The organism is Bacillus tuaregi, from assembly GCF_900104575.1.
GTDB classification, from domain to species: Bacteria; Bacillota; Bacilli; order Bacillales; family Cytobacillaceae; genus Bacillus_BD; species Bacillus_BD tuaregi.
In genome coordinates, this window is record NZ_LT629731.1 from 3595734 (window position 1) to 3621515 (window position 25782).

The 25782-nt window shown below is 37.3% G+C and carries 26 protein-coding genes and 2 pseudogenes; 7 read left to right on the forward strand and 21 right to left on the reverse strand.

Annotated elements, in window-relative coordinates; translation table 11 throughout:
- The first annotated feature begins 19 nt into the window (after positions 1-19).
- Positions 20-166, forward strand: coding sequence for a YfhD family protein (locus tag BQ5321_RS19755; protein WP_071396111.1), 147 nt, complete (start codon positions 20-22; stop codon positions 164-166).
- 239 nt (positions 167-405) lie between these two features.
- Here BQ5321_RS19755 and panF read toward each other — a convergent pair whose 3' ends face one another.
- From panF to BQ5321_RS19770, 3 genes are all read right to left on the reverse strand, one after another.
- Positions 406-1851, reverse strand: coding sequence for a sodium/pantothenate symporter (gene panF, locus BQ5321_RS19760; protein WP_071396112.1), 1446 nt, complete (start codon positions 1849-1851; stop codon positions 406-408).
- Positions 1848-2114, reverse strand: coding sequence for a YhdT family protein (locus tag BQ5321_RS19765; protein ID WP_071396113.1), 267 nt, complete (start codon positions 2112-2114; stop codon positions 1848-1850). The genes panF and BQ5321_RS19765 overlap by 4 nt, the downstream gene beginning before the upstream one ends.
- Before the next feature lie 170 nt (positions 2115-2284).
- Complete coding sequence (locus BQ5321_RS19770) at positions 2285-2860, reverse strand: M15 family metallopeptidase (protein ID WP_071396114.1); 576 nt, start codon at positions 2858-2860, stop codon at positions 2285-2287.
- Between the two features lie 156 nt (positions 2861-3016).
- Between BQ5321_RS19770 and BQ5321_RS25130 the strand changes: the two are divergent.
- The 3 genes and pseudogenes from BQ5321_RS25130 to BQ5321_RS19780 all read left to right on the forward strand — a co-directional run.
- A pseudogene (locus tag BQ5321_RS25130) lies at positions 3017-3586 on the forward strand (protoglobin domain-containing protein); the annotation flags it as partial.
- A 234-nt stretch (positions 3587-3820) separates the two neighbouring features.
- A pseudogene (locus tag BQ5321_RS25135) lies at positions 3821-4354 on the forward strand (methyl-accepting chemotaxis protein); the annotation flags it as partial.
- A 265-nt stretch (positions 4355-4619) separates the two neighbouring features.
- Positions 4620-5495 (forward strand): LysR family transcriptional regulator, encoded by an 876-nt coding sequence (locus BQ5321_RS19780; protein WP_071396116.1) that lies wholly within the window; start codon positions 4620-4622, stop codon positions 5493-5495.
- Positions 5496-5556: 61 nt separating this feature from the next.
- Here the strand turns inward: BQ5321_RS19780 and BQ5321_RS19785 are convergent, their stop codons facing one another.
- Positions 5557-6753, reverse strand: a complete 1197-nt coding sequence (locus BQ5321_RS19785; RefSeq protein WP_071396117.1) for a class I SAM-dependent rRNA methyltransferase — start codon at positions 6751-6753, stop codon at positions 5557-5559.
- A gap of 210 nt (positions 6754-6963) precedes the next feature.
- Positions 6964-9567: a calcium-translocating P-type ATPase, PMCA-type gene (locus BQ5321_RS19790; RefSeq protein WP_071396118.1), complete on the reverse strand. Its 2604-nt coding sequence runs from the start codon at positions 9565-9567 to the stop codon at positions 6964-6966.
- A 746-nt stretch (positions 9568-10313) separates the two neighbouring features.
- Here BQ5321_RS19790 and BQ5321_RS19795 point away from each other — a divergent pair.
- Positions 10314-11216, forward strand: coding sequence for a LysR family transcriptional regulator (locus BQ5321_RS19795; protein ID WP_071396119.1), 903 nt, complete (start codon positions 10314-10316; stop codon positions 11214-11216).
- Positions 11217-11452: 236 nt separating this feature from the next.
- On the opposite strand, the gene BQ5321_RS19800 is transcribed toward BQ5321_RS19795, so the two are convergent.
- Positions 11453-11869, reverse strand: a complete 417-nt coding sequence (locus tag BQ5321_RS19800) for a DUF3147 family protein (RefSeq protein WP_071396120.1) — start codon at positions 11867-11869, stop codon at positions 11453-11455.
- A 58-nt stretch (positions 11870-11927) separates the two neighbouring features.
- The gene (locus BQ5321_RS19805) at positions 11928-12287 is read right to left on the reverse strand and encodes a DUF3147 family protein (protein WP_071396121.1); all 360 of its coding nucleotides are present in this window, start codon (positions 12285-12287) and stop codon (positions 11928-11930) included.
- 381 nt (positions 12288-12668) lie between these two features.
- Here BQ5321_RS19805 and BQ5321_RS19810 point away from each other — a divergent pair, with 381 nt between their 5' ends.
- On the forward strand, positions 12669-14177 hold the full coding sequence (locus tag BQ5321_RS19810; RefSeq protein WP_071396122.1) for a glycine betaine uptake BCCT transporter: 1509 nt from the start codon (positions 12669-12671) through the stop codon (positions 14175-14177).
- A gap of 36 nt (positions 14178-14213) precedes the next feature.
- Here BQ5321_RS19810 and BQ5321_RS19815 read toward each other — a convergent pair whose 3' ends face one another.
- The 12 genes from BQ5321_RS19815 to BQ5321_RS19865 all read right to left on the reverse strand — a co-directional run bounded on the left by BQ5321_RS19815 (position 14214) and on the right by BQ5321_RS19865 (position 24019).
- On the reverse strand, positions 14214-14405 hold the full coding sequence (locus tag BQ5321_RS19815; RefSeq protein ID WP_071396123.1) for a hypothetical protein: 192 nt from the start codon (positions 14403-14405) through the stop codon (positions 14214-14216).
- A gap of 125 nt (positions 14406-14530) precedes the next feature.
- The gene (locus tag BQ5321_RS19820; protein ID WP_071396124.1) at positions 14531-15802 is read right to left on the reverse strand and encodes a TRAP transporter large permease; all 1272 of its coding nucleotides are present in this window, start codon (positions 15800-15802) and stop codon (positions 14531-14533) included.
- A gap of 17 nt (positions 15803-15819) precedes the next feature.
- A complete protein-coding gene (locus BQ5321_RS19825) occupies positions 15820-16320 on the reverse strand; it encodes a TRAP transporter small permease (protein WP_071396125.1) in 501 nt (166 codons plus the stop codon).
- 112 nt (positions 16321-16432) lie between these two features.
- Positions 16433-17455, reverse strand: coding sequence for a TRAP transporter substrate-binding protein DctP (gene dctP, locus BQ5321_RS19830; RefSeq protein WP_071396990.1), 1023 nt, complete (start codon positions 17453-17455; stop codon positions 16433-16435).
- A 427-nt stretch (positions 17456-17882) separates the two neighbouring features.
- Positions 17883-18296 carry an NAD(+)--rifampin ADP-ribosyltransferase gene (arr, locus tag BQ5321_RS24750; protein ID WP_261798761.1) on the reverse strand — a complete coding sequence of 138 codons (414 nt, stop codon included), beginning with the start codon at positions 18294-18296 and terminating at the stop codon, positions 17883-17885.
- 374 nt (positions 18297-18670) lie between these two features.
- Positions 18671-19225 carry a putative immunity protein gene (locus tag BQ5321_RS19840; RefSeq protein ID WP_071396127.1) on the reverse strand — a complete coding sequence of 185 codons (555 nt, stop codon included), beginning with the start codon at positions 19223-19225 and terminating at the stop codon, positions 18671-18673.
- 54 nt (positions 19226-19279) lie between these two features.
- Positions 19280-19912, reverse strand: a complete 633-nt coding sequence (locus tag BQ5321_RS19845) for a Vat family streptogramin A O-acetyltransferase (RefSeq protein ID WP_071396128.1) — start codon at positions 19910-19912, stop codon at positions 19280-19282.
- A complete protein-coding gene (locus BQ5321_RS19850; protein WP_071396129.1) occupies positions 19909-20748 on the reverse strand; it encodes a nucleotidyltransferase domain-containing protein in 840 nt (279 codons plus the stop codon). Before BQ5321_RS19850 ends, BQ5321_RS19845 begins: the two co-directional genes overlap by 4 nt.
- Before the next feature lie 19 nt (positions 20749-20767).
- Entirely contained in the window at positions 20768-21985 is a 1218-nt protein-coding gene (gene mef(A), locus BQ5321_RS19855; protein ID WP_071396130.1) for a macrolide efflux MFS transporter Mef(A), read from the reverse strand.
- Between the two features lie 698 nt (positions 21986-22683).
- Entirely contained in the window at positions 22684-22815 is a 132-nt protein-coding gene (locus BQ5321_RS25140; RefSeq protein WP_390622194.1) for a recombinase zinc ribbon domain-containing protein, read from the reverse strand.
- 246 nt (positions 22816-23061) lie between these two features.
- A complete protein-coding gene (locus BQ5321_RS19860) occupies positions 23062-23280 on the reverse strand; it encodes a hypothetical protein (RefSeq protein WP_039236448.1) in 219 nt (72 codons plus the stop codon).
- A 25-nt stretch (positions 23281-23305) separates the two neighbouring features.
- A complete protein-coding gene (locus BQ5321_RS19865) occupies positions 23306-24019 on the reverse strand; it encodes a GAP family protein (RefSeq protein ID WP_071396131.1) in 714 nt (237 codons plus the stop codon).
- A gap of 103 nt (positions 24020-24122) precedes the next feature.
- Between BQ5321_RS19865 and BQ5321_RS19870 the strand changes: the two genes are divergently transcribed.
- Complete coding sequence (locus tag BQ5321_RS19870) at positions 24123-24722, forward strand: TetR/AcrR family transcriptional regulator (protein WP_015926218.1); 600 nt, start codon at positions 24123-24125, stop codon at positions 24720-24722.
- Positions 24723-25006: 284 nt separating this feature from the next.
- Here the strand turns inward: BQ5321_RS19870 and BQ5321_RS19875 are convergent, their stop codons facing one another.
- The gene (locus tag BQ5321_RS19875) at positions 25007-25447 is read right to left on the reverse strand and encodes a DNA polymerase family A protein (protein ID WP_234978429.1); all 441 of its coding nucleotides are present in this window, start codon (positions 25445-25447) and stop codon (positions 25007-25009) included.
- Between the two features lie 14 nt (positions 25448-25461).
- Positions 25462-25683, reverse strand: a complete 222-nt coding sequence (locus BQ5321_RS19880; protein ID WP_053995397.1) for a helix-turn-helix domain-containing protein — start codon at positions 25681-25683, stop codon at positions 25462-25464.
- Positions 25684-25782: the final 99 nt, after the last annotated feature.

Here is a 25782-nt window from a genome sequence, read left to right on the forward strand (position 1 = left end):
AAAAAGGGGTTTTGGCATAATGGCTAGAAAAAATCAATTTCAAAATAATTTAAAATCCGATGGCATTGATGAAGAATTCTCCCGAGAATTAGCGGACCAAGAAGATTTAGAGGCTCAAGCACGAGCAGAAGCAGCCAATCAACGAGTAAAGCGAAAGAATAAATGAACCAATCTGTGGATATAGTTATCCACAATATTGTTAACAATGTTAGTAACTTAACCGATCATGATAATATCAATCCCTAAGCAAACCATTAATTGTGTATAAATTTCCTTAAATACAGTAAATTTTCTGTGGATTATGTGGGTAAAGTTGTGGAAACAATGCTGTATAACACTTTACCCTGTTGATAACTTTATCCACATTCCATACCTTAAGTAAAAGCCGGGAATTTTCCCGGCTTTTTATTCTGCCCTCATGCAACGTGTACCACTAGATACAGTCGTCAAACTTACAAGTACATAGGTAACAAGCGAAAGTAAAACAGGTAAAACAACCGTATGCATGCCAAAAGCACTAGGAAAGACACGATCAATTAGAATATAGGAACCCATACCAATAATCATAGAAGAAATCGCTCCGTATTTATTTCCTTTTCCCCAGTAAAGACCCAATACAATTGGCCATAAAAAGACAGATTCAAGTCCGCCGAATGCAAAGAGATTCAGCCACGCCAATAGCTCAGGTGGATTTAAAGCAAATAAAATCACCGTTGCCCCGATAACGGTCGTTACCCAAAGACTTGTTTGCTTAATTTGCTTTTCTGTCGCATCGGGTTTTATAAAATTCAAGAATATATCCTTCACAATAGTTGAGCTGACGAGAATTAATAATGAAGAGATGGTCGACATAATGGCAGCCATTGGAGCTGAAAGAACCAAGCCTGCCAAAAAAGGAGACAATACTTTTAATGTAAGCATCGGCATGACCTTATCGCCAATTTCAATTCCCGGCAAGACTGCCCGGGCTAATACACCTATTAAATGCATGCCAAACATAATCGTCCCAATCACAATGGTGCCAATGATGATGGCTTGGTGCATGGACTTAGAGTCTTTATAGGACATCGCTCGAACTGCCATCTGTGGAAGACCGATTACCCCTACTCCAATCAAAATCCAAAAAGTGGAGACATATAGCGACGTTAACTGCCGGTCGGCCCCATATGGGGAGATAAAATCTGGGTTTTCTGCAGCTAAGCTGGACATGATTGCCGGTAAGCCACCACCTACAACAATGGTCGCTATCAGCAGGATAATCGTTCCGACCAGCATAACAATTCCTTGGACAGTATCAGTCAGTACAACGGCTCTAAAGCCTCCGATAAGCACATACAAAAGCACGGTGAAAGCAAAAATCAAGAGTGAGGCTTGATATGATAATCCTGTTAAAGACTCAATTAACCTCCCACCACCGACCCATTGTGCAATCATAGATGAAAATAAAAAGATAATGATACTTAAGGCAGAGACAAGAACAATGATATTGCTTTTATAGCGGTCTTTTAAAAAATCAATCACCGTTATGTAATTATTTTTTCTTGCCATGATGGCAAACTTTTTTCCCAATACCATTAAGACAAAGTAGCCAGCAGGCAGTTGCGCCATTGACAGCAGCACCCAGCCTAAACCGGTTGTATAGGCAACACCAGGTCCGCCGATAAAGCTACTGGCACTTCCGTATGTAGCAATCAGTGTCATAGCCAGCACAAATCCGCCCAATTCTCTGCCACCAAGAAAATATTCCTGAAGAAAATTCGTGGACGTTTTTACAAACCGATTGGCCCAAACACCAATCAAAAAATAGAGAATCAGAAAAAAGGATAATGGGATAATAACAGCTGTATTCATTTTCTATTCCCCTCTTCCTCTTCAAACGGTACCTCTTTAAAAAAGAATTTTACACATAGAGAAACGATAATGAACATGATAATCGTTCCAACTACGCAGCTATAAAAGAACCATTCAGGTAGCCCCAAAATATAATTGTATTTTCGCGGGTCCCCTGATCCCAATCCATATGCAAAACCATACCAGCAAAGAAAATTAATAATGACTAAGATAACGCCGATAACAGCTTCCTTATGGGCGATTTTAAACCTTTTATCCTCCAATTTTACCCACCTCTCTTTTACGGATTAGCTTGCCCGGAAAATAAATAAGCTATCATTGAATTTTTCTAGTTTTCACAGCAAAAAACTCCAGGCAGCGATTGCCTCTGGAGCTTATTCAACACTATTATCGGTTACATATTCAAAAGCTTTAGTTTTATACAGGTCTTTTTTCAGCTATCAGTCTCTAATTGCTCCTCTGGTCTTGCCCCACTTTGTAGGGCTGCAATTGTAAGACCAAAATCCATTTGAAGATGTGGGTAATCCTTAAACCGAGCCCAATCTCCACCCCATTCAAATCCAAGACCCTTTGCAAGAGCAACCACTTCCGTCCAATCCGGAGTGCTGTTTCCATTCCCATCATACTTCATATCCCAAATAACATCACCAGAGGGAATCTTTAATGCAAAATCGACTGCGAGTCCAAAGTTATGATAGGACTCGCCTCCCTTTGCATAAGTGACAATTGAGCCCTCTGTTGAACGACCTTTTTCATATAATTGATCCTGATCCTCTGCACTTCTGAAATCATCCGTTATAGCAACCTCAATCCCTTTTTCAGCAGCCTGTTGTATCAGCTGATTTGTCTTTTCCTCTACTACCGGATGAAGCCCCTCCGGCATGGTTGTACTATGGTTAATCTCAACATCCCCATCCGGCTGGATTAAATATTGGAAATATAAAATTACAACAATAAACACAAGAATAAATGTAACGAAAGAACTACCCATCCATTTCCTTTTCAACATGCCTAATCCCTTCCTAATTGAACTAACTCTATTATACGAAAAATACAAGATGATAGTTTCATAATACAAAAGAAATCACCTAAGACTTTAGTGCTTATTTTCGCAGTTAATAATGTGTAATTTCACTCAATAAAGACGCAAATACCGGCAATGATTATGGTATTATTTACTCATAACCAATGCTGGGCTGGAGGGATTCTGGTGTTTTTTACAAAACAAAAGCAAGAGAAACAGACATGGGAGCCAATAAGAGGAGCAGGGAAAATTGTTATATCTAATGAAAGCGTTATAAAAAGGCAACTGGAAATGATTAGTCTTACAATCGAAGACCTTGATATCATTCATGCATTACAGCCATTTATAAAAGAAAAATTGGATATGATTGCTAATCAATATTATCGGGACCTTGAACTAGAACCATCATTAGTAAAGGTTATTAAGGATAATAGCTCCATAGACCGTTTAAAAGGGACTCTTAAGCAGCATCTCCTTGAAATGTTTACAGGGATAATTGATGAAAGTTTTATTGATAAACGAATTAGGATTGCACAAATGCATGTGAAGATTGGACTTCCAACTAAATGGTATATGGCTGCCTTTCAAAATCTACTACTTGCTATTATCTCCATTATTATCGACAAGCTCAACCAATCAAATGACCGTCTTGTTGCCATTCAAGCTGTCACAAAAATCTTAAATCTTGAACAGCAATTGGTGCTAGAAGCTTACGAGGCTGAAGTTAACCGAATGAATATCGAAGCTGAAGAGGAGAAAAAATCAATACGTGAAGCAGTTGCGAATGCCTCAGTAAATCTAGCGGCCATTTCTGAAGAAACAGATGCTTCGTTTCAGCATTTATGTACGCAATCCAATGATATTACAGCTATTGCAAATAAGGGGTCTGAGTTATCCACTTTAGCAGAAGAACGAGCGCTTAAAGGAAAGGATCAGCTCCATAAACAGACGGTAAATCTAGCTAATATTCATCGGTCGGTGAATGATATATCGAGTGATGTCCAGGTTCTGTTAAATATCTCTAAACAAACGCAAGAAATTGTTGAAATTGTAACGGGTATTGCAGACCAAACCAATTTACTATCCCTAAATGCCGCCATTGAAGCTGCCAGAGCCGGCGAACATGGACGAGGTTTTTCTATTGTTGCAGATGAAGTAAGAAAGTTATCCGAGGAAACGAAGAAATCTGTTACAAATGTTTCCTCTCTTACCTTAAACACCAACACACAAATTGAAAAGCTAAAGCAATCACTTGAAATGATTAAAGCAGCCGTAAATGAAGAAAACAAAACGATGGAAGAAACGGAACATTACTTTCAACAAATATTAGTCGCCCTAGATGAAACAAAAGTCCAAAATCATAAAATCGAACAGGAGCTCCATGCATTTGTTAACAGAACAAATGAATTAGGTGCTGCCTTTAAAGAAGTGGCAGTGTCTGCTACGGATTTGACAATGATTTCTCAGGACATTCATTAATAAATGTAAGAAAATGGAGAGGGTGGTTGCGCGATATTCTACCCTCTCTTTTATACTTTATAATTCAATGCCAAAGCCACCCAAAATATAGATTTTGTCAATATCCTTACAAATACTTCGTAAACGTTCGAACTATTTGTGAACAATTGAACAAAATATAGACAGACTCTATTAGAATACGGTAAATTTTGATTGTATTATACATTAACAATCCAACAAATAGCTAAACAAAACATTAATCTTTTTTTGAAAGCCGGTGATTACTATGAATTTTAATCAACTCCAGTACTTTTGTGTTTTAGCTGAAACCGAGCATTATACAAAGGCAGCCAAACTACTAGCAATCACCCAACCAAGCTTAACGCATTCTATAAAGGAATTAGAAAAGGATTTGGGCGTTTGCCTGTTCAATAAGCAAGGCCGTAACGTTAAAATAAATCAATATGGCTATTTTCTGTACGAGCATGTCCGTCCTATTCTATCTAATTTGGAAAAAACGAGGAATGAATTACAAATCTTAATTGACCCCAGAAAAGGAACGATTAACCTTTCCTTTGTACACACTCTGTCTCAGCATTTCATCCCTAAATTAATTCATGATTTTCTACAAGTAGAGGAAAATAATCAAATTCAATTTGCATTAAATCAAGGGACTACGGAGGAAATAAAAGAGGGGCTTAGATCGAACAAAATTGATATCGCATTTACTTCCAAAATAGCAGACGAAGGTATTACTTCCGTTCCTATCATGAAGCAGGAGCTTATGTTAATCACTCCAAATGAACATCCTTTAGCAGGAAAGCAGGAAATTGATTTAGTTGATGCCGCTAAATATCCTTTTATTTACTATAATCAAGAATGTGGATTGCGCCCGACTCTTGATGAGTTGTTTAACTGCATCCATGTAAAGCCGCATATTGCTTATGAGGTAGATGATGATAGCACAGTTTGCGGCTTCGTGGCAGCTAACCTAGGAATTGCGGTTGTACCAAATATTTATCGCCTTGACCGTTTCCCTGTCAAAGCACTTAAAATTATCAATCCTCCTTATGAACCATACATCTACTTAAGCTATTGCACATATAAATTTATGTCGCCACCTGTAACCAAATTGAAAGACTATGTTTTATCTACATTTTAGGTGTCAGGCACCGCAAAAAAGACATTTGCTATGCATTTGTCCATTTACGGTGCCGGCGCCTTTATTTTATTTTTTTCACAAAAACTACTTTCAAGTAATTACCTTCGTCAAATTCTTTAATGGTTTTAAAATCTGCGGGAAGTCCGTACTCCTCGAGGATTTTATATTTTCCATTGCTGTCTCGAAAAGCTTTATCAATAAATCCCTTGAACTTTTTCATATCAAAGGAAGCACTATTGGTAGAGGCAACAATGACCCCGTCATCTGCTGTAATAGAAATAGCCTGCTTCAACAGATGAGTATAATCCTTTGCTGCACTAAAAGTTACCTTCTTCGACCTAGCAAAGCTTGGTGGGTCTAGGATGACTAAATCAAATGTCAGCTGTTTTTTTACTGCATATTTAAAATAATGAAAGACATCCTCCACAATGATATCCTGTGCTTCATAGTCAATCCCGTTAACACTGAATTGCTCAATGGTTTTACTGCGACTCCGATTGGCTAAATCGACGCTCGTCGTCTTGACGGCTCCTCCTAAAGCAGCAAAAACGGAAAAGGCACCAGTATAGGAAAAGGTATTCAATACATACTTTCCTGCTGCATAACGATCACGAATCGCTTTTCTTACTTCTCTCTGATCTAGAAATACACCAACCATAGCACCTTCGTTTAAATAAACAGCAAAGCTGGCTCCGTTCTCTTTTACAATAAGAGGGAACTGACCTCGCTCTCCGGCAACAAAGTCATCTTCCTCAACATACTTCCCATCTTCAGCAAAGCGTTTTTTCTGATAAATGCCTCTATAGGAAACAAGCTTTGATAAAGCTTCAACAATCATATCTTTGAATTGAAAAATCCCTAGACTGTACCAGCTGATGACATAATAGCCATCATAGTAATCAATCGTTAAACCGCCAATTCCGTCACCCTCGCCATTAAAAACACGAAAGGCCGTGGTTTCGCTATCTTGAAAAAAAGACTTTCTATACTGAATTGCCTTGAGTAGTTTATTATGAAAAAACTCACTATTGATCTGCTCATTTTCTTTTCTTGTCAGAATCCATCCATAGCCTTTATTCTGCCGTCCGTAATATCCTTTTCCGATAAAACGATTTTGTTCATCGACAAGTCTGATTATCATACCCTCGGTTTCTAAATGGTCATTGTTCACAATGCTATCCTTCAATATAATTGGATTCCCATTTTTCATTTTGTTACTGAATGACGCTTTAATTCTCACAACCGTTTCCGTCACAATTACACCTCTTCTATTTTCACTGCTTCAGTTACACTTATTTTATTCTTCTAATTCACCATCTTACCATCTTTTCCCTACCAATCCAATTGTACTCATTAGAATTGACCCACCACCCGCTTTTTATTAATGGCAAAAAGAAAGAGGCGAACGAAGCCGAACCTAGCTTCCTTCACCTCCTTCTGCTTTGGTCATTTCATTAGAGAGTATCGATTATGATTTGATAAAGAACACTTTGTATAGTTGACTAACGATTAACGGCATAAGGGCCAAACCATAAATCGAAGCAAACTGTGTGCCTGTTAATGGAGCCACTTCAAATATGCCACTAAGCTGCGGCAGCAACAAGACCATTTGTAATAAAATGATACCACCGATAATGGAAAACCAGAGATATTTATTCGTGAACACGCCAATATGAAAAACAGATTGCTTCGCTCTTACATTAAAGCCGTGAAATAATCTTGCTAAACATAAGGTGGCGAATGCCATTGTGCTGGCAACCACTTCATCGCCCGTTTTTAAGCCAATATGGAAGGCGGTTATAGTGGATATAGCAATTAACAGACCACCGATGCCAACTAAGGTGGCAAATCGCTTATTTAGTAATGGTTCATGAATATCTCTTGGCTTTTCCTTCATAATATTTTTATTATGCGGTTCAAGTCCAAGAGCAATGGCAGGCAGACTGTCTGTTAAAAGGTTGATAAATAAAAGATGTACAGGCGCAAATGGTACCGGTAACGCCAATAATGATGCGTACAGCACGGAAAGAATCCCTGCTGTATTGCCTGCAAGTAAAAACCGAATCGAATTATTAATATTGGCGTAAATACTTCTTCCGTTTGAGACGGCTTTTACAATGGTGGAAAAGTTATCATCGGTAAGAATCATAGCCGATGCATCCTTTGCAACCTCGGTACCGGTGATACCCATGGCAATACCGATATCAGCTTGCTTTAAAGCAGGACCGTCATTTACCCCGTCACCAGTCATAGCCACGAGATTCCCCTTCTCCTGCCAGGCTTTAACAATTCGAATTTTATGCTCTGGTGAAACCCGCGCATATACAGAGAGGTCACTGACTTTATGTTTTAATTCCTCATCCGTTAGCTTTTCAATCTCAACGCCTTCAATCGCTTCTTTGTCGTCCTTTAGAATCCCAATTTGTTTAGCAATGGCTGAAGCTGTTATTTTATGGTCCCCAGTGATCATCACCGGTTTAATGCCAGCAGAAATACAATTCTCTACTGCCGTTTTTGATTCAGGTCTTGGCGGGTCCATCATCGCGGTTAAGCCGACAAAAATTAAATCTTTTTCATCATTAAACCCGACCGTCTGTCCCTCTGACACTTCTTTATAGGCAAAGCCAAGAACACGTAGGCCCTGCTTAGAAAAACTACTATTAATTTCTTCAATTTTCTTACGGTGCTGGTCCGTAAAATCAGCTATTCCGGCAGAAGTTTCAATTTTCTTCATCCGTGATAACAGAACGTCCAATGCACCTTTTGTAATCATGAGATATTTATCATCAATTTTATTAACGGTACTCATAAGCTTACGGTCTGAATCAAAGGGGATTTCTTCCACCCTTTTATATTGTTCTCTGACCACAAGTTCATCTAGACCATATTCTTCACCTAAATTCGTTAAAGCGACTTCAGTAGGGTCCCCAATCTCCTTCTTATCCATCGTCACGGAATCATTACATAATAACGCCATTAACAAAAGGTTCTTTTCTATTGGCTTTTCCTGATTTAATTGGTCATGCGGAATGACCTTTTGATCGACATATACCTGCTGGACAGTCATCTTATTTTGCGTTAGCGTCCCAGTTTTATCAGAACAGATAACTGAAATACTACCAAGACTTTCTACAGCATGTAGCTTCCGCATAATGGCATTTTCCTTGGCCATCTTCTGGGTTCCAAAGGCTAAAACAATAGTCACAATAGAGCTTAAAGCTTCAGGTATTGCTGCAACAGCAAGTGACACAGCAAACATGAACGAATCACCTATCTCACGACCCCTAAAAATATCAAGTCCAAAGATCATAAGAGCGATGATAATAATAATGACCGCTAGCCTTTTTCCAAAATGGTCTAAAGTGATCTGTAGAGGTGTCTTCTTCTCTTGAGCTGATTCTAATAAATTGGCGATTTTCCCAATTTCAGTCTTCATCCCAATATCTGTGACAACGACGACACCACGTCCATTTGTGACAAAGCTTCCGGAAAATACCATATTCTTTTTATCACCGATTGGGACATCCTCTTGATCAATCGGGTCCATCTCTTTTACCACCGCTAGTGACTCGCCTGTCAGTGAGCTTTCATTAACCTGCAAACTGTAATTCTCAATGATTCTACCGTCTGCAGGGACGAAATCACCGGCATCTAGGGTGAGAATATCACCGACCATCACTTCTCTTGAAGCTATTTCAAGCTTTTGCCCATTTCTTAATACCTTTGCAGTTGGAGAAGACAAAGCCTTTAAGCTGTTAAGGGACTGCTCTGCCTTCACATGCTGGACAGTTCCAAGAATAGCATTTAAAATGACAACAACCATGATTACAATCGTACTTTCCACTTCACCTAAAAAGGCGGAAATGATGGCAGCGACTAGCAGGATAATAACGAGAAAGTCCTTAAATTGTTCGAGAAATACTTGAAAAGCACTTTTTCTTTTACCTTCCTGCAATTCGTTATATCCATACTCTTCTCTCTTTTTATCAACTTCAGCTGTGGTTAAGCCTTTATCGGTTACCCCTAAAGCCTTCAATACTTCTTCAGCTGTTTTACGATAGTAATTGCTCATTGTTTTCTCCCTTCTTGAAAAAAGATCATATTCGCCCGTCGAATTTGCGTCCGGATTACCTGAGCTCGCTCGATAAACTACCTTTAAAAAAATCCGAGACATCCGCCGGAGGCTAAACTTCATTCAGCCGGGGTTCGAACCCCCACTTGTGGAAGTGGAGGACTTCTGTACCGGTCGCAAGCTTTCGGTACAGAAAGCATTTGCTGAATGAAGTTAAAGTGTACTGGAGGTTTATTTCCTTATTTTCATTGAATAGAGTCATTTTTATCCTAATAAAAAGACTCTTTAGCCAGAAAACTTCCCAGCTATAGAGTCTCACTTAACTATAAATTGTTTTCAAAGCCGGGATGTAATCCGGTTTGACGACTTTGAACCCTGTACAGACAGGCAGTTATTCCCTGTATGTATTATATGAAGTTTGTATATATTTTAACATAAATAGGAAATTTTTTCAATAATCGCTTACGTTTATCCCAAGAAGATATAGATTTATCACAATATTATTTCCGTTTTTATAGAAAGCAAACTGAAATTGTTACCTTTTTCACATATATATCAAAACTTTTTTATTTTAGACACTCTATTATTTGTCTAAGAATGGTAATATTTAGTTATAGTATAGTTGTTTATTTAATTCATATCTTCAATTAATAGCCTTTTAACACTGATTTACCTTGTCTTCATCTTCATCATTCAAACAGTTAATCGTCATAATTTTCTTCTAAATATGAAAGGACGTGGTATGAATGAATTTGAAACAGCTTCATTATTTTCGGGTACTAGCAGGATATGAACATTTTACAAAGGCTGCTGAACAGCTATCCATTACCCAGCCAAGCTTGAGCCATGCAATCTCAGAACTAGAAAAGGAGTTGGGTACGTATTTATTTGAAAAGCACGGAAGAAATATACGCCTAACAAAGTACGGTCGCTTTTTTCTCCAATATGTTGAGCGTGCTTTGGATGAATTAGAAAAAGGAGAAAAGAAATTACATGATATTACTTGTCCTTCAAGAGGGGTCATCGATGTAGCTTTCATGTACCATCTAGGTCCGCATTTTGTTCCAAATATGATACAGGCCTTCTCACAAAAGGATGAGTATAAAAATGTAAGATTTACGTTAAGTCAAGGTTCCAATCATAAAATCTTTTCAGATTTAAAAGCGGGAAAAGTAGATATAGCCTTTACTTTATTGGATGAGAGCGAATCGGAAATTGCGTTTACACCTTTATTTGAACAGGAAATGGTTGCTGTCGTACCTTATAATCATCCGCTTGCACGCTATGACAGGATTGATTTGGAGGATACTGCATCATATCCATTTGTCATGTTTAAACAGAATAGTGATATTAGAACTATTATAGACAGACTATTTGAAAGTGTTGGAGTTATCCCTCAAATCGCTTGTGAGATGGATGAAACAGACGTAATAGCTGGACTGGTATCTGTAAATTTTGGTATGGCTATTATGCCTCGCTCTCTTTCCCTTGCGAACCATAATGTAAAGCTGTTATCAATTAACCATCCTTTAGCCAGTCATGAAATCTATATGGCCTGTATAAAAAATCGTTATCTATGTCCTGCAACAGAGGCTTTCCAACAATTTTCGCTTAATTATATTAAAGAATCTGTATTGCAGCCACATTAAATGCCAAATCAAATTCGCCCGTCGAATTTGCGTCCGGATTTTTATCGAGCTTGCTCGATAAGCTACCTTTAAAAAATCCGAGACATCCGCCGGAGGCATAACTTCATTCAGCCGGGGTTTGAACCCCCACTGAATCGAAGAACTATTTGCATTCATCCCCCACTTGTAGAAGTGGAGGACTTCTACTGAATGAAGTTAAAAAAGGCGCCTTCTACAGGCGTCTTTTTTAGAATTTTTTATTTATTTTGACGAACCTGTACATTCCTCATATGCCCTAGTAAATCTTTAAGATGTATACCAATACCCTTTGTTCTCTCTCTGACCAAAGAAACAGCAATCGAACTTCCCAACCATAATACAAGTCCTAAAAAAATACTGAACAGCCAATTATTGCTGATGGTCAGCGTAATCCAGACAGTTGCGACACATACAACGCCCCCAATCATCCCGTATACCGATCCATTAGCGACCTTTGCAGCATTTTTTGACCCTGATACAATTCCCATCATTAAAACAGCTGTAATCATAACCGCTGGAAAAGCAGCAAAAATGCCGGCTAGTATTTTCCAGGGTGAAATAACCGTAACAAGATAACTTAACATAACTGCTGCTCCGCCTAAAAGAAATCGAATGAATAAATCTTTACTTTTCATATATACACACCTTTTCTTTGATGCTCGAATTTTTTATTGAATTCGTTCTTCATCACCCTTAATAGGATGTTATAACTACGACAACCATCGAGATGATAAACCAGCAGCCGACCGCTTGAGATAAACCTCTCTTCCAGCCTTTTCTTGGTAAAAGATATCCCGCAATAATAGCTATAACAATATTGATTGCCATACCTACAATCGCACCCTTTGATAATAATATAGAATAGGAAACAAGTTCGTTGCCGCTGAAATCCAAGCTGGCAGTCAATAATGCGGCTAAATAAACCGCTGGGAATGCAGCAAAGATTCCTCCAGCCTTTTCCCCCAATTTCCTAGCAACTAGCGTGGATACAACTACAGCCAAGCCTCCCAATATGAATCGTATAAGTAATGCACCGATAGATAGTTCAGCCATTTCTGTCACCTTTCCTATTTCATTCGAATGAAACCTTCCAGCTACACCCTTAAAAATGAAAATTTTGTCTATTTGTATGATATTTCACAATAATAACGAACACCTTCATTGTAGCCTATTTTTGTCCCTTTCCCTGTGAACATTTCTTAAACGTTTATGAAGCGTTTTCACTCAATCAATAGAATGCTTTAATGTACAGGATTACAAGCCGTTAATGAAGAATCATCAATGATTGGAATATGATTAGTGTGTTGTTACATACTAGAAATGAACTTTCTGAGGATGTTCTATGTGCTTAGGAAAATCATGGGAACTAACTGGATACATAGAAAAAAGTAATTCATAGACAGCTCGTCTAGCTAAGATAGGAGTTTACTGAAGATGAAAAAACTAACGTCGGTATTTATTTACTCAGCCGCCATTCTATTGCTACTAGTGATGATTGGGATTGTTGCACCCGATACACTTGAAAATGTAACGGCCAACATGCAAGCCTTCATCTCAACAGCATTTGGCTGGTATTATTTAATTATTGTTACCATATTCCTGTTGGTTTGTTTGTATTTATTTATCACCCCTGTTGGCCGTATAAAATTAGGAAAACAGGATGATAAACCTGAATTCACACGGGCAACGTGGATTGCTATGCTTTTTAGTGCAGGGATGGGAATCGGCCTTGTCTTTTATGGTTCAGCAGAGCCTCTTAGTCACTATGCAGTGAGTTCTCCTACGGGTGAAACCGGGACCGCGCAAGCCATTAAGGATTCTTTACGTTTTACCTTTTTTCATTGGGGTCTGCATGCTTGGGCTATTTATGGAATAGTCGCCTTAATTCTAGCTTATTTCAACTTTCGTAAAGGTGAACCAGGATTAATCAGTGCCACCTTAAAGCCAATTATTGGGGAGCGGGCAAATGGAAAAACAGGTCAGCTTATTGATATCCTCGCCATTCTCTCTACCGTTTTTGGTGTAGCCACTACCCTTGGCTTCGGGGCAGCACAAATTAATGGAGGGCTTACCAATCTATTTGACATCCCAGCAAATTTCTTTACTCAGTTCATCATTATAGTGATTGTAACCGTACTGTTTATTACATCTGCCCTTTCTGGCCTTGGCAAAGGCATTAAAATTCTAAGTAATACAAATATGGCGCTAGCCTTTCTTTTACTGCTGATTATGTTTATTGTTGGACCTTCTCTATTCATCCTAAATATCTTTACAGATACAATTGGAGAGTATTTACAAAACCTTCCTCGGATGAGCTTTAGACTTGCTCCTCTTAACGAAGAAAATAGGGCTTGGATTAATGCCTGGACGATATTTTATTGGGCTTGGTGGATTGCCTGGTCCCCTTTTGTCGGAATTTTTATCGCTAGGGTTTCTAAAGGAAGAAGCATACGAGAGTTTGTATTTTGCGTCCTATTAATTCCCTCTATCATCGGCTTTTTTTGGTTTGCAACATTTGGGGGTTCCGCCATTAGACTCGAAGATACAGGAATCGCATCCATTTCTGGATTAGCATTAGAGGAGTCATTATTTGGAGTTTTTTCCAATTATCCATTAGGTACATTAATGTCAATTGTTGCTATAACGCTAGTGGTAACCTTCTTTATTACATCGGCAGATTCAGGTACTTATGTACTTGCCATGATGTCATCAAATGGGTCGCAGACTCCCTCGAACAGAATAAAAATTATCTGGGGATTACTACTCCCTGCTACTGCCTTAGTTCTATTATATTCCGGGGGTCTACTAGCACTTCAAAATACGATGATTATTGCTGCGCTGCCATTTTCGGTCATTATGATTCTTATGACCATAAGCCTGCTCAAATCATTAAATAATGAAGTAAAGGAGATGGCCCTGCTTCATCCAAAACATAGAAAATAACGCCATTCCATCAGAATGGCGTTTCTTTTTTAGATTTTATAGGCTAAACAATCTCAAAATTGGATTTCTTTGCTTATTTTTATCAACGATTTTCAGTTTATCCATTGATAACTTTTCTTGATTCTCCGATACCCACTGATCCAATTCTTGTTTACTGCTAAAATGAGTGTAGTAGGTTTCTCCGCCTTTTCCTACTGCATTTACAACAAATCTACATGTATTTCCCATCACGTTCTCCTTAACAAGGAATAATATACATGAATTATAACAAGAAAAAATTAAAATTCAATTGTTTTTTTGTTAAGGTTTATTTATTTTCAGAAAAATCTATATTTTATTCGTATCAGTGTTTTCTAAATAAACAACAAGACTATCTGTGGAAGAAAGGTTACAAGCAATAGAATGATGATCATAGAAGCGATATATGGGAGAACGGCCCTTGATAAGGGTCCCATTGATACACCCGATATACTAGACCCTACAAACAGGTTAACTCCTACAGGAGGAGTAAAATATCCGACTGCCAGGTTAATGATCATCAAAACACCAAAATGAACAGGATCGTAGCCAACTTGTACAACGATTGGCAATAGAATAGGTGTTAAAATAATTATAGCTGCAAGAGGGTCCATAAACATTCCTACCACTAATAACAATGCCATAATGAGCAAAATAATAACGGTTGGGTTACTCGAGATACCAATTAACCAACTAGCAATTTTATTAGGAATCTGTTCAATGGTTAACAGCCTTCCGAATGCATTTGCCGTACCAACAATTATCAAAACAGTAGACGTTGTAAGTGCTGATTCATACATCACTTTAGGTAATTCTCTTAACGGCAGCTCACGGTAGATAACGACCGCGACAAAGAGTCCGTAGACAACAGCAACGACAGCTGCTTCTGTTGGTGTGAAGAAACCGCCGTAGATTCCACCTAAAATAATAATGGGAATTAATAAGGCCCATTTCGCATCCCAAATCGATTTACCGATATTTTTGAATGACGTTTTTTCCTCTAGTCCTTTGTAACCCATCTTCTTCGAAAAGTACCAAGCCCATACCATCATCCCAAGTCCAACCAAAATACCCGGAATAATCCCAGAAATAAACAAGTCTCCTACTGAAACACTTGCCGTTATCCCGAACATAACCATTGGAATACTTGGTGGAATAATAATACCAATCGAACCTGCAGCTGCTACAGTCGCTGTTGCAAACCGTCTGTCATAGCCCTGCTGAACCATAGCAGGAATCATCACGCCTCCAATGGCCGCGACCGTTGCAGGACCGGAACCGGAAATCGCGGCAAAGAACATACAAGTAATAATGGTGGCAATGGCAAATCCCCCTGTTTTGTTACCTACCAATGCACCCGCAACCCCAAATAATCTTTGCGAAATACCACCTTTTCCCATAATTTCCCCTGCAAGTATGAAAAAGGGAACGGCCATTAACGGAAATGAATCCGCAGATGTTACTAATTCTTTAGCTAAAAACTCTAGCGGCAGACTGCCAGAATAGATAATGGTAATTAGCGTAGCTAAACCTAAGGCAATACCAATTGGCACGCTTATAAGTAAAAGAATGGCAAAGCTGCCAAACAAGACGGCAGTTGCAGTCATATCCGTAACCCCCTAACCTAATTTAAAATATTATTTTCTTTACCTTTATTGAATAAAGACTTGATTAAATCAATTTGGTTTTGGATCAAACGTATCAGGGTCAATCCCATTCCAATTGGAGTCGCCATATAAACAAGCCCCATTGGAATTTGATTTGCAGGTGACTTTTGTCCAAATTGAAGTAATTGATTGGCCACCTCATAGCCATATAAAATAACAAAGATTGCAAATAACATAAAAAAAAGATTGGAGATAATGGTTAATGAAATTTGCCCTTTATCCTTTAGTAAAAATAAGAGTGCATCTATCTTCACATGTTTTTGCTGTTTGACTCCAAAGCTGATTCCAATGTAAATCAACCAAATAAAACAATAGCGTGCCAATTCCTCTGACCATGAGAGGGATCCGCCAAATTGCCTCATCACCACTTGTAAAAAGATAACAGCTACCATGATGATGGAGAAAAACACTAGTATGACTTTTTCGATATTCTCATCGAGCCAACGAATAGCCTTCATCTTTACCCCTCATTTCTAAAATAAGTTGTGAAATCGTCATTTAGTAAGCTATGAAAAAAAGACCTTGAGGAATGATCCTCTCCTCAAAGTCTTCCATTGCTTTTATAAAAATTTATTTGACAGCTTGAATTCTTTCAACAAAATCTCCATACTTTTCAGCGTGCTTTTCATAGACCGGTTGAACGGCCTTACGGAATGACTCCATATCAATGTCCTTCTCAGGAATAATTTCTACTCCCTTTTCAACTAAGTTCTTTTTGTAGTCCTCCATTAAATCTTGATTAATTTGACGTTCCTTCTCTGCATACTCTTTTCCAAGATCAACCATTACTTTTTGAATGTCCTCAGGTAATGAAGCAAAAAGCTCCTGATTCATTACTAAAGTCGCAGAAGCATAATAAAGTCCTACTTCAGAGAAATACTTAGATTGCTCGTATACATTTGTTGTATAGTAAACACCTGTTGAGAAATCTGATCCATCTATTACTCCCTGTTGCAATCCGCCATACACCTCAGGGAAAGCCATAGGTGTTGCATTCGTTCCCATTTCACTATACGTATCAATTAAAAGTTCACTTTCCATAACACGCATTTTTAACCCTTTTAAATCTGAAACAGCTTTGATAGGCTTCTTACTATTGGCTAAATGGCGCTGACCATTTTCCCAGAATGCCAACCCTTTTAAATTGGATTCAGACATTTTATCTAGTAACTCTTGTCCTACTTCACCATCTAACGTTTTGTAAGCATGGTCCAAATCTCTAAATAAAAATGGGAATTCAATAACTGCGACTTCTGGTACAAAGCCTGTCACAACACTTGTTGTGATCAAACTCATATCTAACGTCCCCAGTTGGACGCCCTCTAGCAGCTCACGTTCACCGCCTAAAGCTCCATTACCGAAAATCTCGAATTTTACCTTTCCATCTGTCGCTTCTTCGACTGCCTTTGCATATTCTGCAAATCCAATTGCATAGGCTTGTCCATCTGGAGAAATATGCCCTACTTTAATCTTAATAACGTCTCCATCCTTACCGCCGTTAGCTTTATCGGTTGCAGTTTCCTTTGCTCCACCGCCGCAAGCCGACAGCACCAATAAACTGATAACTGTTGCAATCATTAAAAATAACTTCATGCTCTTCAAGATAGATTACCCCTTTTTAATATAATCTTATTATCTGTTACTTTAACGCTTAAAAGCATATAAGTAATAAAGTTATAGATTATTATAAGATAAAACTAGTTAAATTGCATTAATATTTTGTTATTTCTATAAAACTTTTTCACTTTTACCAAATCCGTAAACTTACAAAAGGCCTAGTTAAGGACTACGTTTTATTTATAGGATAAAAAAAGCCGAGAAGTTCTCTCGGCGTGTTTCGAAATATCAATTAATCCTTGACTATTTTAAAAGTAATTTCGTGACCGCTTCAACATGGGGCGAGTTGATGGAATTGATGTTATTTGTTATTGCCCGTTCTCGAAAACATATCCACTGCGTTTTTGGCACTATCGGTAGGCGGGAACATATCGACTCTTAACTATCACACCATTAAATACATTTAGTTAATAATTTCGCCTTTATTTTTAGCTGATTTTTCACGCCATTCTCGCCGCTCAGTAGTTGTCAGTTTCGTCCACTCTTTTTCTTCACCAATAATTCTTAAAGGTTCTTTCGATCGATAAGAACGTGTTAAGTTACCAGGGAATTTTTTGTCAGTAACATTTGGGTCGTTTTCAAATTCACCTGTTGGTTCTATTATATAAATGCGTTCCCTTCCTTCTCCTTTTGCTAATGTTGCTGCAAGTCCTGCACCATTGACATTAGCAGTGAAATAAATGTGGTTCATTTTAAGTTCGGGTTTGTAATTTGAAATTCCACCCGCTGTCAGTAAATCACCAACTTTCAAATCTGCCTTTGTCCCATGGTAAAATGGACCTACATCAGTAGGTGCACCCTTAGCTGAATTTGACAATTCATAATTTCTTTTTGCATTCGCAGAATCACCCAACTCCTCATAACATTTGGCAATGTTTAAATATAACGTTGAGTATGCACTTTTAACATTATCATCATTTATCTTTAGGGCACACTGTAGAGATGTCTCCATCCATTTTAATTTGTCTGTAATACTCTTTTGTATACGAGCTAAATGATAAGATGCGATAAATCTTTCATAGTCATCTGTTGCTTCGTGCCATGCTTTATGAAACATCGTGATTGCATCCTCACTGTTTCCACTGTCCTCCAATCCCATCCCACTCATGCAGAGCTTAATAATAGCGTTATTTGGATCAAATTTTATATTCATTTAATCTTACCTCCAAAATTAATTAATTGTTATATACCTCAGGCACGCAAAGCATCATCAAGTTTCTTAAACAATATATCTAGTCGTGTTTTCTTGATGGGCTGCGGTGAGAAATTCCGAATAACTGTATGAACTTCAGTTGGCGCCTCTTTAATTGCACGATCAATCATGTCGTCGCTTGCAACCTTTGAAGTCTTTGATAACTCAAGTGCATAAGCTGCGTAAACAATTGGTCCTAGTACATGACGTGCTTGTCTCCATCCCTGGTCGCCGTTTTGTAAATCCGTATGGGTATATGGAACAGCAGAAATTGCAGATGCTGCTTTTGTAACATATTTTGCAGGTTCATCTACTTCTTTACCAATTTTAAAAACTGCCATTGACACTCTCCGAAGCTCTTGTCCTCGCTTTTCGCCTTGGACGTATTTTGTTGCTACTTCTAAAGATTGCCGAGGTCTTAAATCATCCGGGTAATTCTCTTCAAAAATAGGTAATACTTCCGCCACAAAAGGAATACTCCAAAGTGTAGCCGGTCTTAATAGATACTGATCATCTGTCGAATTCGTAAGTTTATTGCCATTAGATTTAGACATAAATTTTTCTCCTATCAAATTCCTATTTGTCTACATGCTTTATAAAAGAACGATTTATTTCATTAATATCTCTAGCCCTTCCTCGGATGTTAACATCTCAAGATTGTTAAATATCTCCTCTTCGCTCCAATTCCACCATTGAAGCTTTAGCAAGAATTCAATCTTTTCGTCACTAAAGCGTTTTTTGATAAACTTAGCTGGATTCCCACCATATATTGTATATGGATCAACACTTTTCACTACTGTTGAATTAGCGGCAATAATCGCACCATCACCAATTTTAATACCCGGCATAATGGTAACATTTTGACCTATCCATACATCATTGCCAATCACTGTATCTCCCTTAAAAGGAAGTTGTTCAATTGTAGGAGTCACCTTTTCCCATCCTTGGCCAAAGATATTAAAGGGATAGGTTGTAGCTCCATCCATTCTATGATTTGCACCATTCATAATAAACTTAACACCCTCTGCAATTGCACAGAACTTGCCTATTATCAGTTTATCCCCTAGAAATTCGTAGTGGTGCTCTATATTTTCGTAAAATTTCTCTGGAGACTTTTTATTATCGCTATAATAGGTATATTCACCAATCTCAACATTTGGTCTTTTAGGTAGATTACTTATATAGCAAACCGTCTTTATATTTTCATTCGGATAAAGCTTTTTCTTATCTGGCCCCGTCATTGAATATTGGCTCCTTTCAGGTATTCAACCTCATTTACTAGTCTTTGAAGAATCTCTATTCCTTTTTTTGTGCAATCTACATCAGTTGATATTAAGGAAATAACCTTATCGACCCTTTCCTTGTAATCGCTTGGCTTAATCTTAAAATCTTCAATCATCTTAACAGCCTTTTTTTCATTTACACAGTATTCTTTATTTATTGCAAACAAGACTTGATTAAGGGAAGATATGCTTCGAAAGCAATGTCCGCAAACATAAGATACATCGTATTTATCAATATTGTTCTCAGCAAACATTAAAGAGAAACCTGCCTCAAACATAAAAAATTCAGTTAATCCCTTCTGCAAAGCGTTTGGATAACATTCTGCTTGCTTTTTAAACTCATAAAATTTTTCATCATTAGCATATAGTATCTTGCTGATTGCCAATTCTCCACGATACATAGCACTTATATATCCATGGGGATGCCCGGTCTGATAATTGGCAGTAACAATTCCTTGCTCCGTATCTTTGATTATTTGTTCCACCCGTTTTATATCACGTAAAATCAAGTCAACATGATACCCATTTATAACTAACCATCCGCCGCCATTAATCCAATCACCCCACGCTCCGGGAGGTACAACAAGGTTGTTTCTATTCTCATCATCCAGCTCTGTAGCAATTTGGTTAATCGCTGTCAGGTCAAATGATTCTGATTTGTAATAGATTCCGATATCTATATCAGAATCCTCTGTATGGGTACCTCTTGCTCGGGAACCCCCTAATACGATGCCTTTTATATAAGGCAAAGAGGATAATTTTTCTGTCACTGATTGAATAATATTATCTATCATACGAACACACTCCTTTATTTTATTTTGCATCTAATTTTCTAATCTCAGTCATCATGGGGCAAGCTATGGCAATGCCAATAATTAAAATACCTGATAGTAAAAACCAATGATTTACACCGATCCTATCAGCAAAGAACCCAGAAAGAATTAACCCAATTGGCATAGCAAGAGACATGATACTTCCGGTCAAAGAAAATACACGTCCTAAATATTCAGGCTTAATTTTCTCCTGAAAAAGAGCTGTTTGCACACCGCTATAAAATGGCACCGAAAGCCCCATTATTGCACAGCAGACTACAAATATGAAAAATCCACTTTGAGGAAGTAATCCTGAAATGGTTAAGCTTATCCCCATCATAAAAATTGATGCCGTTATTAATAAGATTCGCTTTTGGTAATTCCCAAATAACCCTAATAATAGACCCCCTATCAACATACCAGAGGCATAAGCAATCTCCGTAATAGAAATATGCATCGGTGTACCATTAAAATATTCCATAGTGATTAAAGGATATAATGCATTTATGGGCATATAAACAAACATATATAATGTTCCAACGAGTAATAAAGCAAATAATCCTTTATTTTGCCGTAGTACAGCCATTCCTTCTTTCATTTCTCTTATGAAATTTGGTTTCAAACTTTGCACTTGATCACCCAGCTTAGGTATACGTACAATTGCTACCGTAATAGATGCAATCACAGCACCCAATACATCGATGGCAATAATAGCATTTAGTTCCCAAACGGAGTATAAGAGTGCTGCAACTGCCGGACTAACAATATAGCTTATAGACTGCAAAGACTGACTATAGCCTGCGCATTTCGTTAGGTGTTCTTCTGGTACTAAAAGTGGTGTAACCGCATTGAGTGCTGGGGTATGAAAAGCTGTTCCAATGCTACGGATAAACAATACTACCATAACCATCCAGATAGGTAACTCCATATAGAATGCAACAATAGCAAGCACTGCCCCAGCTGATGCGATAATTAAATCAGAACCAATCATTATCTTCTTCCTATCATGTCGATCCACTAGCACACCAATGGCAGGTCCAAAGATCGCATAGGGTAAAAAACCTACTAGTGAAGCCATAGACAAGACCATCGCAGATCCTGTTTTCTCTGTAAGGTAAAAAATGATCGCCATTTGCAGGATGGCACTAGTGATTAATGATACTGCCTGCCCTGCCCATATTGTATAAAACTTAAGTTTCCAATTGTTGTATTTTCCCATTTATTTTTCTCCTGCATATTATTTTGCTTGAATTTTTATTTTGAATAGCATTCTAGGCAATAAAAAATGCAGGCCTAAATCCACAATGTGGCTTTTGGTCTGCATACATACAATTTGGAAACATTCATATTAAAGACATAGTTAAATAAAGGTATAGTTAAACAACCTATATCCTAACCGTAACTAATGAATGCTCAATATCGTATAAATAAGCACAACAAAAAAGCCTATCATCGGGGATAGATTCTGCTTTTTTTATTGCCAGCTTATCTTAAACGTATTGAGGCTGTCATAGTTTCGGTTCCTCCTAAATTCCTATTTGAATCAACGGATATTTTAACACAATAAGTCGCTTTTAGCAACTTTTAAAAAAACCATCCATTTTTAACAGGATAGTTGGGCACCTAACAATAATGAACTAACAATCAAGAAACTTTTTATACAGTTAGACATTTTAAACGCCTCGTCAATCCAAAAGCCTTACACAATTTTAGATATTTAATATAATCAAGATATTCGATGTATTTTATTACATCTGTCCTATCTCCTCAACCCTACAAAATCATCCATTCTATCTCCTCAAACTTCTGCCGATTTACTCGGTTGATATGTTTCCTCAATAAATAAAAATAAGGATTTTCAAGGTTAAAAGGTACTGCCAGAAATCAGGCAGGAAATCCTCCAACCTTAAAAATCCTTTATTTATCAAAGTAGCCTCGGTTATTCCAATGTACCCGTCGGTAAATATCGCCGCAATGACCGCAGTAAACAATACTCGATAAAGCATACTTATCCGATTGTTTTTCGGAATTTGAGTATGTAAAATAGATTTAAAAGTTGATTCAGTAATTTTCTACTTTAACAAACAGACTAGATTGATAAACAAGAAATGGTAACGTAAACAGTAATAGGCCTATAGAACTGGAGCTAATAGGAAAAGAGAAAAACAGTCATTTTGGTATCATATTTTATCTATGACCTGGATGAGTAAGGTTGGTAGAGCCTGAGGAGAATCAATTAAAATAAAAAATACAGAGCGAGAAATTCTCACTCTGTATTTTTTATTTTTGCATCGTTCACTTATCGCTTTTACTTGATGTTATTTTACGAGTGGCTAAAGCTATGATCCCACCAACTGCAATAAATACAATGTCCAAAACGATTTCCAACCCTTGAAACGCATCAATATAATTTACTAAAAACCAACTTTTTCCTCCATTAGTCAAATGATTGATTAATCCGCCTACTCCCTGAATAATAAAAAGTAGACTGAGTCCACTGATAATTTCTTTCATAATGAACACCTCTTTAATATTTTTTCTAATTTAATATGCCTCTAAGACCGATATTAAAAAAAACTGCACCTATGACTCCTGTCGCTACCAAGAGTGAAGAGATTGGAGCTTCATTTAATTTTGACCTCATTTTAACAAGAAATTGTTGCAATCTTTCTTTAAATATAATATTAACCCCTAACAGTAATATAGAAGGAAGCACCATTACTAGATTGTATCCAATAATCATTAAGATAGCAGGTGTAGTCTCAATTGTTTGATGATTCATTAAAAAGATTGAATAAAAGTAAGGCAATGCCGTTACAAATTCAATTAGGAAAACAATGATTCCTAGTATAATCATCCCTTTAATTGTTGTATTTTTGGGGATAAATGAAATTAAACGTTTTTTTGTAGTCTCTTTTGGTTTACTGAAGCTTATTAGAACAAGAACTGCTCCAAGTAGGATATAAAACCAATTGATAAAGTCAAACTGAGACAATTGTTCTATTCTCTTCAATAATGAATTTCCACCAAAGTAGAGTAATAAGCCCGTGATGAAATAGCCTAACTGCGTGATGAATAAAAACACAAATAAACGAGAAGATAACTGATTCGGTTGTGTCAGTAATAAATAGGCTGTTACAGTCAGTACACCGGGACTTAAAATATCAATTAAAGCACACAAAGAAATAATCATTAATGCTGAAGAAATGTCTAATGATGAAGAAGGCATCAATGCTTCAATAGTTTCGATCAAACAAACTAGTCCTCCTTTAAATATTGTGGTATTATCTATTTAACACATCGTGCTATAAAAAGATAATAACACACTGTGCTAAATAAAGGAAGTGATTTTTATAATGCCAAAAATTGTTGATCATGATGAAAAGCGCAAACAAATTGCTGAGGCTGCATGGAATATTATTAGGAAAGAAGGGGTTGAGAAAGCGTCTATACGAAGAGTTGCAGCTGAGGCAGGGATGTCTTCTGGTGCGTTAAGACATTATTTTTCAACTCAAGATGAAATGTTATTATTTATTATGAATTACTACTTAGAAGAAGGGAAAAAACGTTCTCAAAATAAAGAATGGTCAGAAAACCCAGTGCAGGCAGTAGAAGAAGTTTTATTAGAGCTAGTACCAATAGATGAAGAAAAGAAAATTGAAACGAGCGTTTGGTGGATTCTTGCATTACGTTCACTTACAAGTGATACAATAAAGGACAAAAAAGATGAAATGACGGACGGTACATATGAATTAGCAAATTCAATGATTGAAATCTTAGCTCTAAAAGGCGTATTATCAGATTCAATGAATGCAGAATTAGAAAAGAGTAGGTTAACGGCATTAATAGAGGGATTGTCAATTCATGCTTTATTAAGACCTGATGTATACTCTCCAGAAAAGGTGAAGGAAGTTATTCGTTATCATTTAGAGACACTCTGCAATAAAATCAATTAAGCTAATCGGTCGATGTATCAATTATTGTCCCATGTGTTTTTAATAGATTTAGTCTTACCCCTTGATTTATTATTAACTTTATAGAGAGAGGAGTCAAAATCGGTTCTTTCACTATATTTCTTCAAGATTCGAATTTTAACCCTTTATTCCACAAAAATGGAGCGTTTATTAAACAAACAAGATAGCACGTACCGGTCATAAAATAAGTGCTATCCTGTTTTCATTATTTAAAAATTGAAGGTCTTTTAACCTCCTCCCACACGATTATCCGATTACCAATTAATTTAATCTTTTTGATAAAACTGACACTCATAACCATCAGCACTAAGCAACAGGCCATTTGCCCATGTTGGCATCTTAGCCATCTGTTCACAGATAGCGGAAAGTGACGTCCCCATATCTGCCTCGATGATAATTTCATCGTGTACATGAGCCACAATGGAACAATTCTTTAATGTCTGCATGGCATGACACAAGATGTCACGACTGATTGCTTGAACAATATTCTCTACAAATTTGGGACCGTAGCTTTCGATTCTTTCCCATTTCTTCGTTCCACCGACACCTTCATAAGTAACTGACTCACCGCCAAACATATTCTCTCCCATACGAGGTTTCACATAGGCAAGCCGTCTACCAGAAGGAAGAACGATAAAGAGCATCCCACTTTGATAGAGCTTGTACAAATCCTTGACTAAGTCCACCCGCCCCTGAAAATAAATCAATTACTGTATATCTCTTACTCATCTAAAATCACCTTGTCTTCTATAAATTCAACAATATCTCCTATTTCACAATCCAAAGCTCGACAGATACGTTCTAAAGCCTCGAGTGAAACTCCTTGGTTTTTACTTAATCTAGCTAATGTAGCAGATGTAATCCCTGAACAGTCTCGGAGTTGTGTTTTATTTATTTTTTTGTCTATAATTAACTTCCATAATTTATCATATGATACAGACATGTCACTCTTCCTTTTTTCTCTATAAATAGAAAAAAATTCTATATATATAGAATTAATGCTAGGATAATACTACCACACTCATTTCATTTCGTAAACTAA

Bases quoted from the DNA above. Each gene is read 5' to 3' on its own strand.
- BQ5321_RS19755 (WP_071396111.1), top strand. From the start codon at position 20: ATGGCTAGAAAAAATCAATTTCAAAATAATTTAAAATCCGATGGCATT.
- panF (WP_071396112.1), bottom strand. From the start codon at position 1,851: ATGAATACAGCTGTTATTATCCCATTATCCTTTTTTCTGATTCTCTAT.
- BQ5321_RS19770 (WP_071396114.1), bottom strand. From the start codon at position 2,860: ATGTTGAAAAGGAAATGGATGGGTAGTTCTTTCGTTACATTTATTCTT.
- BQ5321_RS19780 (WP_071396116.1), top strand. From the start codon at position 4,620: ATGAATTTTAATCAACTCCAGTACTTTTGTGTTTTAGCTGAAACCGAG.
- BQ5321_RS19790 (WP_071396118.1), bottom strand. From the start codon at position 9,567: ATGAGCAATTACTATCGTAAAACAGCTGAAGAAGTATTGAAGGCTTTA.
- BQ5321_RS19795 (WP_071396119.1), top strand. From the start codon at position 10,314: ATGAATTTGAAACAGCTTCATTATTTTCGGGTACTAGCAGGATATGAA.
- BQ5321_RS19800 (WP_071396120.1), bottom strand. From the start codon at position 11,869: ATGAAAAGTAAAGATTTATTCATTCGATTTCTTTTAGGCGGAGCAGCA.
- BQ5321_RS19805 (WP_071396121.1), bottom strand. From the start codon at position 12,287: ATGGCTGAACTATCTATCGGTGCATTACTTATACGATTCATATTGGGA.
- BQ5321_RS19810 (WP_071396122.1), top strand. From the start codon at position 12,669: ATGAAAAAACTAACGTCGGTATTTATTTACTCAGCCGCCATTCTATTG.
- BQ5321_RS19815 (WP_071396123.1), bottom strand. From the start codon at position 14,405: ATGGGAAATACATGTAGATTTGTTGTAAATGCAGTAGGAAAAGGCGGA.
- BQ5321_RS19820 (WP_071396124.1), bottom strand. From the start codon at position 15,802: ATGACTGCAACTGCCGTCTTGTTTGGCAGCTTTGCCATTCTTTTACTT.
- BQ5321_RS19825 (WP_071396125.1), bottom strand. From the start codon at position 16,320: ATGAAGGCTATTCGTTGGCTCGATGAGAATATCGAAAAAGTCATACTA.
- dctP (WP_071396990.1), bottom strand. From the start codon at position 17,455: ATGAAGTTATTTTTAATGATTGCAACAGTTATCAGTTTATTGGTGCTG.
- BQ5321_RS19840 (WP_071396127.1), bottom strand. From the start codon at position 19,225: ATGTCTAAATCTAATGGCAATAAACTTACGAATTCGACAGATGATCAG.
- BQ5321_RS19845 (WP_071396128.1), bottom strand. From the start codon at position 19,912: ATGACGGGGCCAGATAAGAAAAAGCTTTATCCGAATGAAAATATAAAG.
- BQ5321_RS19850 (WP_071396129.1), bottom strand. From the start codon at position 20,748: ATGATAGATAATATTATTCAATCAGTGACAGAAAAATTATCCTCTTTG.
- BQ5321_RS19860 (WP_039236448.1), bottom strand. From the start codon at position 23,280: ATGAAAGAAATTATCAGTGGACTCAGTCTACTTTTTATTATTCAGGGA.
- BQ5321_RS19870 (WP_015926218.1), top strand. From the start codon at position 24,123: ATGCCAAAAATTGTTGATCATGATGAAAAGCGCAAACAAATTGCTGAG.
- BQ5321_RS19880 (WP_053995397.1), bottom strand. From the start codon at position 25,683: ATGTCTGTATCATATGATAAATTATGGAAGTTAATTATAGACAAAAAA.